This is a genomic window from Streptomyces sp. IBSBF 2435 (assembly GCF_036815005.1).
Taxonomy (GTDB): Bacteria; Actinomycetota; Actinomycetes; order Streptomycetales; family Streptomycetaceae; genus Actinacidiphila.
On the sequence record NZ_JAJSYW010000293.1, the window covers coordinates 1 to 9,521 of the forward strand.

At 69.1% G+C, this 9,521-nt stretch carries 4 protein-coding genes and 3 pseudogenes; 3 read left to right on the forward strand and 4 right to left on the reverse strand.

Annotation, left to right across the window (positions count from 1 at the left end; all coding sequences use genetic code 11):
- A pseudogene (locus V7E46_RS32175) lies at positions 1-86 on the forward strand (GntR family transcriptional regulator); the annotation flags it as partial.
- A 152-nt stretch (positions 87-238) separates the two neighbouring features.
- Here V7E46_RS32175 and V7E46_RS32180 read toward each other — a convergent pair.
- Positions 239-2,527, reverse strand: coding sequence for a ricin-type beta-trefoil lectin domain protein (locus V7E46_RS32180; protein ID WP_333771716.1), 2,289 nt, complete (start codon positions 2,525-2,527; stop codon positions 239-241).
- A 264-nt stretch (positions 2,528-2,791) separates the two neighbouring features.
- Positions 2,792-4,330 (reverse strand): arabinofuranosidase catalytic domain-containing protein, encoded by a 1,539-nt coding sequence (locus V7E46_RS32185; protein WP_333771717.1) that lies wholly within the window; start codon positions 4,328-4,330, stop codon positions 2,792-2,794.
- A 1,087-nt stretch (positions 4,331-5,417) separates the two neighbouring features.
- On the opposite strand from V7E46_RS32185, the gene V7E46_RS32190 reads away from it, so the two are divergent.
- Positions 5,418-6,509, forward strand: a complete 1,092-nt coding sequence (locus tag V7E46_RS32190) for an aldose epimerase family protein (RefSeq protein WP_333771718.1) — start codon at positions 5,418-5,420, stop codon at positions 6,507-6,509.
- A gap of 742 nt (positions 6,510-7,251) precedes the next feature.
- Positions 7,252-8,653: pseudogene (locus V7E46_RS32195) on the forward strand (endo-1,4-beta-xylanase).
- Positions 8,654-8,752: 99 nt separating this feature from the next.
- Here the strand turns inward: V7E46_RS32195 and V7E46_RS32200 are convergent.
- On the reverse strand, positions 8,753-9,262 hold the full coding sequence (locus V7E46_RS32200; RefSeq protein ID WP_333771719.1) for a PfkB family carbohydrate kinase: 510 nt from the start codon (positions 9,260-9,262) through the stop codon (positions 8,753-8,755).
- Positions 9,263-9,441: 179 nt separating this feature from the next.
- A pseudogene (locus V7E46_RS32205) lies at positions 9,442-9,521 on the reverse strand (GntR family transcriptional regulator); the annotation flags it as partial.

Consider the following 9,521-nt stretch of genomic DNA (forward strand, 5'->3'; position numbering starts at 1 on the left):
AGGCGGCTGCGCGGGCGGCCGCCGTCCACTTGGACCAGACCCTGGAGGACTACCGCCGCGAGATCCAGCGCCGCGTGTTCGGCTGAGCCGCCCACCGGCCCGCTCCGGCGGGGTGCCCGCGGATCCCGACCCATGACGGCCCGACGCCGCGTCGCCCCGGAAGCACCCGGGGCGAGGCGGCGGTCCTGACGCACGGTTCAGCGGCGGCCAACGCGCTGGGACGGCACGCTGACGCGGGTCACCCGAGCGTCCACTGCTGGTTGCTCTGGCCGTTGCAGGTCCACAGTTCGACCAGCGCGCCGTTGGCGGTGGAGCCTTGGGTGACGTCCAGGCACAATCCCGACTGCACGCCGGAGACGGTGCCGTTCGCGTTGAACGTCCACTGCTGGTTGTTCTGGCCGTTGCAGGTCCAGGTGGCCACCTTGGTGCCCGGGGTGGTTCCCTGGCCGCTGGCGTCCAGGCACAGCTGGCTGGTGCCGCTGTAGACCGTCAACTGCCCGGAGGAGGTGCGGGTGAAGGTCTGGTTGGCGGCGCCGTTGCAGTCCCGGATCTGCGTCTGGGTGCCCGGGGCTGTGGAGGAGTTGGGCACGTCGAGGCATTTGCCCGCTCCCACCGCGTGCAGCGCCCCGGTGCTCCCCGTGCCGCCGCTGCTGGTCACGCCGGCCTGCGCGATGACCTGTTGTGCCGCTGACGGCCAATTGGTTCCACTGACCTGGACGTTGCCGGTCAGGACGTTGTTGTGGGGTGAGCCGGTGGCCACCTGGGTGGCACCGGAGTTGTACCAGTTGGTGTCGAAGGTGCTGTCGTTGGTGTTGTTCGAGCCGCCGGCGTTGGTGAAGGCCCACACGCCGGAGTCCTGGATGACGTTGTTCTTGAGGTTGATGTAGCGGGAGCCCTCGTCGAGGTAGAGGCCCACGGTGTGCTGATTGTCGTAGATGTAGTTGTGGTCGATGCTGGCGCCGGGGTTGGCGGACAGGTTGTAGATGCTCCCACCGTCGTGGAAGACCTTCTTCGTGCCGTGGACGAGGTTGTAGCTGACGACGGTGTTCTTCAGGGTCGTGGGTGTGGTGTAGACGGGCTGGTAGTTGTAAAGGCCGCGGTTGCGGTAGTCCTGGCTGCCGCCGGGGTCGTTGGCGCCCCAGCCCCAGCCGACGTCGATGCCGTCGTAGGCGAGGTTCGAGACCTCGTTGTGGGTGATGACGGCGTGGGTGGCGTAGGTCGACAGGATGCCGGCCATGTCCTTGTAGTCCTTGGCGACACCGGTGATCCGGTTGCCCTGGATGGTGATGTCCTGGTTGGTCATCGCCGTGTTGGAGGGGTGGTGGGCGTCGGGCTGGACGCCGCCGACCACGATGCCCGAGCCGGAGTCGTCGGAGAAGGTGCTGCCGGTGACGGTGACCGACCACGCGCCGAGGCCCACTCCGGAGGCGTGTGCGTCCGCGTCGTTGCCGATGCCGAGGCCCACCTGGCCGAGGTGCGCGAAGGTGTCACCGGTGAAGGTGATCCCGCGGGCCGCGGAGACCTGAACGGCCGCGGGTACCTGGCTCCAGCTGTTGCGGGCGGCTTCGAACAGCGGGCAGCCGGACTGGCAGGACGTCAGGAAGTCCGAGGGCTGGGTGAAGCTGCGTCCCAGGAAGGCACCGCTCTGCTGGTCGGCGTAGCCGAGGGAGCTGCTGGGCTGCAGCCAGGTCGTGTGCTCGAAGGCGATCCCCTGGACGGTGATGTCGTGGGCGGGGCTGGAGTAGCTGCCGCCGATCTGCAGCAGGGAGGTCAGGCGCGGCAGCTCCATGTCGTGTGCTGTGGGCGACCACCCCGACGGCGCCTTGTAGTAGAGCTGTCCGGCCTGCGGGTCGAGGAACCACTGGCCGGCGGTCTTCAGGAAGGAATAGGAATTCTCCAGCTGGAGGCTGCCGCCGGCGAAGGGCTTGGCCAGCGTGTCGTAGCCCCAGTTGTTGTTGTTCCAGGCCGGCTGCTGCATCGTGATCGTGCTGCCGCTGATGGACTGCACGGGGGCATAGCGGTCGGTGAAGGAGTTCTGGCTCTCCAGCTCGATCCGGTTCTGCTGCGGCAGCGAGGCGAGATAGTTGAGCGCCGAGTTGACGATCGTCATCCCGTCGGCGGTGATGTTCACGTCGCTGCGGGCGATGGAGATCGCCGCCCGCGGCGCCAGGGCGCCGTCCACGTACAGCTGCCGCGAGTCGGCCCCGCCGGGTACGGACGCCGCGTAGATGTTGTTGGACGCGTCCTTGACCGTCCAACCCGTCACCTGCTGCCCGCCGGAGAGCACCGGACTCTGCCCGGACGCGGCCTGCCAGACCACCTGGTGGCCGTTGCTGCCCGAGTCCGCGCTGCCCAGCACGAGGGGGGAGGACAATCGGTACGTTCCGCCGGCCAGTTGCACGACGATGTCGCCGCTCATGTTCCCGTCGACGGCCTCGACCGAGGACTTCGCCTGGGTCACCGAGCAGGGGGCCGAGGCCGAACACGCGGTGCCGCTGCCGGTGGGTGAGACGTACAGGGTCGTCATCGTGGCCGCGTGAGATGTCACGGCCGGAGCGGCGACGACGGCACCGATGGCGAGGGTCGCGACAAGAGCCCCTCTCGGTGGCCGGCTGCGGCCAGGGCGGCTGCGGCGGAGGAGATTCATGGACTGCTCGCTTTCTGCGTCGTGGGGGGACGGTGCGAGAGGGCGGCGCCGCGGCGGGCCGGGCGCCGCCCTCGGGTCAGGACCTACCGCTGCGGCGATGCCTCGCCTAGCGGCTCGACGGCCGGCGGGCCGCAGCCGGCGGTGTCAGCTCCGGCTCCACTTCTGGTTGGTGGCGCCGGTGCAGGCCCACAGCTGGACGAGGGTGCCGTTGGCGGTGCCGTAGGCACTGACGTCGAGGCACAGGCCGGACTGGGCGTTGGTGATGGTGCCGTCGGAGTTGACGTTCCACTTCTGGTTGTTCTGGCCGTTGCAGTCCCAGATGATCGCCCGGGTGCCGTTCGCCGTACCGCTCGCCTCCGCGTCCAGGCACTTGCCGCTGTAGACCCGCAGTTCCTTGGCGCTCGTGGCGGTCCACTGCTGGTTCGCGCCGTTGTTGCAGTCCCACAGCTCGGTCTGGGTGCCGTTGGTCTGGCTGGAGTTGGGTACGTCCAGGCACCTGCCGGCCGCCACTGCGTGCAGCGCGCCGCCGGTGCCCGTGCCGCCGGTGGAGGTGCCGTAGCCGGCGGAGGCGATGGTGGCCTGGACGGCGTTCTCGGTGGCGTCGGTGGGGAAGCCGGCGGTGATGGCGCCCTCGAAGAACTCGCCCTGGCCGGAGACGCTGTTGTCGCCGCCGGTGCCCAGGAGGATCGAACTGTCGGTCTTCATGGGCGAGTAGCCGTTCGGCAGAGCGCCCGAATAGGTCGTGGTCAGTCCTCCTGAGGTGGCGTTTCCGTATTTGAGGGTGAAGTTGCTGGTGCCGTTGTTCTTCTCCCAGGCGCTGACGAACGGGTAGTGGACGCCCTGGTTGTTGGAGTCGTGGTTGGAGCCGGTCCCGGTGTGGTACATGCCGTTCTCCAGGTCGGCCTCGACCCAGGGGCCGGTGCCGGTGCAGCCTCCGAACCAGCAGGCGTTGCCCCAGTAGATGGAGTTCATGGTGGCGTTGCCGGTGTCGGTGTGGGTGTTCTCACCGCTGCCGTAGTCGAAGCAGCACCACTGGTTGGTGAAGTTGGACGAGGTGACCATGTAGATGCCCTCGGGCTGGGCACCGGTGGGGGCGCCGTTGGCGTGGTCGAGCCGGTAGCCCACACCCTGGTTGACTTTGACGCCGAAGACCTGGTGGCCCGCGGCCGTCACGGGCAGAGCCATGGCGTCGGCACCCACATCGGCGCCGTTGGCGCCGGGGCCCTTCCAGTAGCCGCCCCAGGAGATCGGCATGTCGTTGTGCTTGCTGCTCTGGTCGTAGATCTTGGTGATCGTGCACGATGTGCCGGAGCAGAACGAGACCTGGGACGCCCCGTCGGCGTAACCGCCGGCGGCCAGCAGCCCGATGTCGCGGTAGCTGTGATCCGATGCGCGCTGGATCTGGTACAGCGGGCCGTTGTATGCCGCGAACAGGGCACGGGTCGTGGAGTGCGCGGCGATGCACGGCGTACCGCCGGTGGCATACAGATCACACGGCAACGACGATGCGGCCGCCGCCGCCGGAGCGGCCTGGCGGGAGGCGCTCGTACCTGCGGCGGGCCCGCTGGCGTCGGCCTGCCCTCCGAAGATGGCTGCTGCCACGGCCAGGGCCAGGACCAGCAGGAGCACCGCGAGCGGTCTGCCGCGGCGTAGCCCGGTGGGTGGGGGGAACGTGACGGACATGAATCTTCCTTTCGAGAGAACGGGCTGCTGAGAACGGCTGCCGCCGAACGTGGTGGAGGACTCGGTAGCGCCGGCCGCAAGTGCCGCACTAGCCCCTATGCCGCCCGCGGCGGCAGTGATGCATCAGTCTCTTCGGAGAGGTGACGCTCGCGGTCGGAGTGTCCGTGGCGGTGTTCCCGAGGCCACTCCGGTTGCGCTGCCGCACACCGGAGAGCCCGCAGACGGAGCGCACCGGTGGTTTGACCAGGTCAATCCTGTTCCTCTGGATCACGGAACAACTCCTGGGAGAATGTGAGCGCTCACAGCGAGGTAGGTACAGGCGATCGGATTCACGAGAACCGGGCTGGCGAGTGCCGGAATGAGACTGACACATGCTCGGTCCGAACCTCAAGAGGCGTGCATGCGGGGCTTCTCCTCTTCTCGTTCGGGTGAGCCTGGAGGGGAGTTCCTGGTTGCTCCCTGCGGGCCACCGCGGGCCGTCCGCCGCAGCCGAAGGCGCACAGAGCTGTGGCGCGGTCACAGGCCAGAGCGCAGGCAATCCGCTGGCAGAGCAATCGGCCGGTCAGGTCGGATGATGTCTTGACTGGTGCATCTGTGAGCGCTAACACTTACGCCATCACGGATCGGAGAGCCATGTCGCACACCGCAGAGACCCCTCATCGGGAGCCTCGCCGCCGGGCCCCCACGATGGCAGACGTCGCGCAGGCGGCAGGCGTGCCGTCCTGATGGTGTCCCGGTTGGACGCGGCTCGACCTAGCCGTGACGGTGAGCGCCAGGTGATCGAACCGGGCTGATCGTCCGACGCTGCGGCGCGGCGTCCTGACCGGATGCCTGCCGTCGGCGACCGGGCGGGCGTTGGCTGCCGCGGTCGAGGACGGGGCTGAGCTGGGCAGTGTGACGACCCTGCTGGACCCGGGGGGGGGGGGGGGGGGGGGGGGGGGGGGGGGGGGGGGGGGGGGGGGGGGGGGGGGGGGGGGGGGGGGGGGGGGGGGGGNCCCCCCCCCCCCCCCCCCCCCCCCCCCCCCCCCCCCCCCCCCCCCCCCCCCCAGCGGCATACCCACGTAACACCTCGACCCTTCGGAGACCGATGTCCGACGTATTCTGCTCACCTGCGGGGACTCTCGCCGACGGCCGCACCGTCCACCGCTGGCGGCTCGCCGCCGGCGCGGTCCGCGCCGACGTGCTCACTCTCGGAGCAAGCCTTCACGCGCTGAGCTTTCCCGACCGCACGGGACAGTCGGCTGACGTGGTGCTGACGCCGGACGCCGTTCAGGACAAGCTCACCGTGGCGCGCTACCTCGGTGCCACGGTGGGCCGCTATGCCAACCGCATCGCGCATGGTTTGGTGCCAGGTCCCGACGGCCCCGTTCAGCTGAGCGTCAACGAGAACGGCCATACACTCCACGGCGGCCCCGACGGCTTCGACCTGCGCATATGGGACGCCAGTCCTTTCCGGGCCGCGGATGGCGTGGGCGTCGCGCTGACCCTGGCCAGCCCGGCAGGCGATCAGGGCTTCCCCGGCAACGTCGAAGTCACGGTGCGCTACAGCCTCAGCGGAGCAGGGGAATTGCGGCTCGACTACTCGGCCTCGACGGACGCGGCGACACCGTTCGGCCTCACCAATCACGCGTACTGGAACCTTTCCGGCAGCAGGCGGAGTACGGTGCATGACCACGAGTTGTACGTCGCGGCCGACTCCTACACGCCGGTCGACTCCGCACTCATCCCGCTGCCCGGTCCGCCGCAGGCGGTCGCTGGCACTCCCTTCGATCTCACCGGTCCGTGTCGGCTGGGCCTGATCCTCGATCGTTGCGATGACGAGCAACTCGCCCTCGCCGGGGGCGGCTACGACCACAACTGGGTCCTGCGAGGCGAGTGCGGTGAGCTGCGCCTGGCGGCGGTGCTCAGCCATCCTGCGACGGGCCGGGTGATCGAGTGCCTCACCACCGAGCCGGGACTGCAGGTGTACACGGCCAACACGCCATCCGCCCCGGCCGCGGCGGGGCAGGGCTTCGGCGAAGCCCCGGGATCCCATCCGCTGCGGCGGCACACCGGCGTCGCACTGGAGACCCAGCACTTCCCCAACTCGCCCCGGCGGCCGGACTATCCGCCCACATGGCTGCGCCCGGGGCATCCCTACCGGTCGACGACGATCTACCGGACGGGCGCTGTGGGATGACGGGGTGCGCTCCCTCCGGGGAGCGTCGGCCCGTGCGCCGGGCATGTGCCCGAGACCGCCCGGCCACCGGAAGGGAGGGAATCCGCGCGATGCATTGACGCCACTCACTCGGCGACCTAGAGTGCCCGAAACGTTTGTGAAACATTCGGAAGTTTCGGCGCACTCGTGTGTCTCCCAGAGTCGCATCGCACAAGCGGATGGGGCGAGATGGATGTTAACGCTCACTGAACCGCAGGTCAGCCGCACTCAGGTCGGCCGCAATAATCGGTGTGACGTTGCCTCGGTCGGCCCGGTGAGGCTCGTGAGCCGCTTCTTCGCGCGGAAGAGTGTACGTCGGCATCTGTCCGTGCCGCCTACTGCGCTGACGGCCCGTCCGCCCCCTGGCGTGTTAGCGCTAACTCGCGGTCTTCCCTGGAGGTGACAGGGAGCGGCCCGCGCCCAGGAGGTCTGGCGTGCCGGCCGCCGTACGGGCATCGCTTCGGCGGATGCCTCCCCCCACACAAAGGAGAAATCCTACAATGTCATGGTTCAAGAGAGAGTACGGCGGCAGAAGTGCTGTGGCCGCGATCACCGGATTAGCAGCCAGTGCGGCACTGGCCGTCGTCGGTATGGGCACGTTCGCCACTCATGCTGCGGCGGCGGGTTCGCTGGGGTCGGCTGCTGCGCAGTCGGGCCGGTATTTCGGTACGGCGGTGCCGGCGGGCAAGCTCGGCACCTCNCTCATGCTGCGGCGGCGGGTTCGCTGGGGTCGGCTGCTGCGCAGTCGGGCCGGTATTTCGGTACGGCGGTGCCGGCGGGCAAGCTCGGCACCTCGGCGTACTCCACCATCCTCGACCGGGAATTCAACATGATCACCCCGGAGAACGAGATGAAGTGGGACACCACCGAGCCGTCCCGCGGGAACTTCAACTTCGGTCCCGCGGACCAGATCGTCAGTCATGCCCAGGCCCACGGCCAGCGCATGCGCGGCCACACCCTGGTCTGGCACAACCAGCTGCCCTCCTGGGTCTCGAACCTGTCCGCATCCGACCTGCAGTCCGCGATGGACAACCACATCACGCAGGAGATGACCCACTTCAAGGGCAAGATCTACGCCTGGGACGTGGTCAACGAGGCCTTCGCCGACGGCGGCAGCGGCCAGCACCGCAGCTCGCCCTTCCAGGACAAGCTCGGCAACGGCTTCATCGAGCACGCCTTCCGCACCGCCCGCTCCGTCGATGCCAACGCCAAACTCTGCTACAACGACTACAACATCGAGAACTGGTCGGACGCCAAGACCCAGGGCGTCTACAACATGGTCAAGGACTTCAAGTCCCGCGGCGTCCCCATCGACTGCGTCGGCTTCCAGAGCCACTTCGGCAACGGCGGACCCCCCTCCAGCTTCCAGACCACCCTCAGCAACTTCGCCGCCCTCGGCGTCGACGTCCAGATCACCGAACTCGACATCGCCCAAGCCGGCACCACCCAGTACACCAACACCGTCCAAGCCTGCCTCAACGTCGCCCGCTGCACCGGCATCACCGTCTGGGGCATCCGCGACAGCGACTCCTGGCGCTCCGGCGACAACCCCCTGCTCTTCGACAGCAACGGCAACGCCAAACCCGCCTACACCTCCGTCCTCAACACACTCAACTCCGCCNGGCGACAACCCCCTGCTCTTCGACAGCAACGGCAACGCCAAACCCGCCTACACCTCCGTCCTCAACACACTCAACTCCGCCGGCTCGACCTCGCCGCCGACCTCGCCGACCACACCGCCGAGCAGTGGCAGCACCAGGGCGATCAAGGGTGCCGGCTCAGGACGCTGCGTGGACGTGCCCAACTCCACCACCACAGACGGCACCCAGGTGCAGCTGTGGGACTGCTCCGGCAACAGCAACCAGCAGTGGACCTACACCTCCGACAGCGAGCTGAGGGTCCTGGGGAGCAAATGCCTGGACGCGGCCGGAACCGGTAACGGCGTCAAGGTGCAGATCTACTCCTGCTGGGGCGGCGACAACCAGAAGTGGCGCGTCAACTCCGACGGAACCATCGTCGGGGTCCAGTCCGGGCTGTGCCTGGATGCGAACGGCGCCGCCACCGCCAACGGGACGCTGATCCAACTGTGGACCTGCAACGGGGGCAGCAACCAGAAGTGGAGCTGAACCAGCCGCGGTAGTGCCGCCGCCCCCGGCCTCGTCGCAGGACGGGGGCGGCGTACCGGGATCGTCCCGGCAGACCGCTGTCAGCAGCGCCTGCTCACCTCATGACGTCCTGGACGGACTCCGGAGCGGCAAGCTCCGGTCGCCGGGGAAGCCCTCCGCACTCCCCGGCACACCCACCGCGTAAGCGCCTGCGGCGACAGCCGTCCGCAGCCGCTCCAACGCGGGCCTGCCGACCAGGAGTTCTGCCAGGTATCCGGCGACGGACGCGTCGCCGGCGCCGACCGGGTCGACGACCTCGACGGGCAGAGCGTCGAGCCGCTGGCCAGTGCCCTCGATATGTGCCGTGCAGCCCCGCACCCCGTCCTTGACGACTGCCTGAGCAGGCCCCAGCGCGGCCGGCCCTTCCGCCAGGGCGGCGGCCGAGGACCCGCCGTCCGCGCCGAGCACCGGCTGCGCCTCCTCCACGCCCGCGAACACCACGTCTGCGAGCGCGACGGGACGCCGAGGCGTGGGGCCGGCTGTCTCAGGGCTCCGCAGCTTGCGGCGGTAGTTGACGTCGACGCTGACCGGTACCCCGGCAGCCCGGGCCCGGTCGACGGCGCCGAACACCGTGTCGCGGGCCGAGAGGGACAGCGCGGCCGTGGCCTGTCCAGGTGACGGGCACTCCCAGCCGGGACTCTCCGATGGCGACGTTGCTCCCGGCGCCTCCGATGCCGTAGGTGAAGGTGCCGGCGTACTCCAGGGAGCCGATCTCGACTGCGGTGACCAGGACGGAACCCGCCTGCGGCTCAGCCGAACACGCGGCGCTGGATCTCGCGGCGGTAGTCCTCCAGGGTCTGGTCCAAGTGGACGGCGGCCGCCCGCGCAG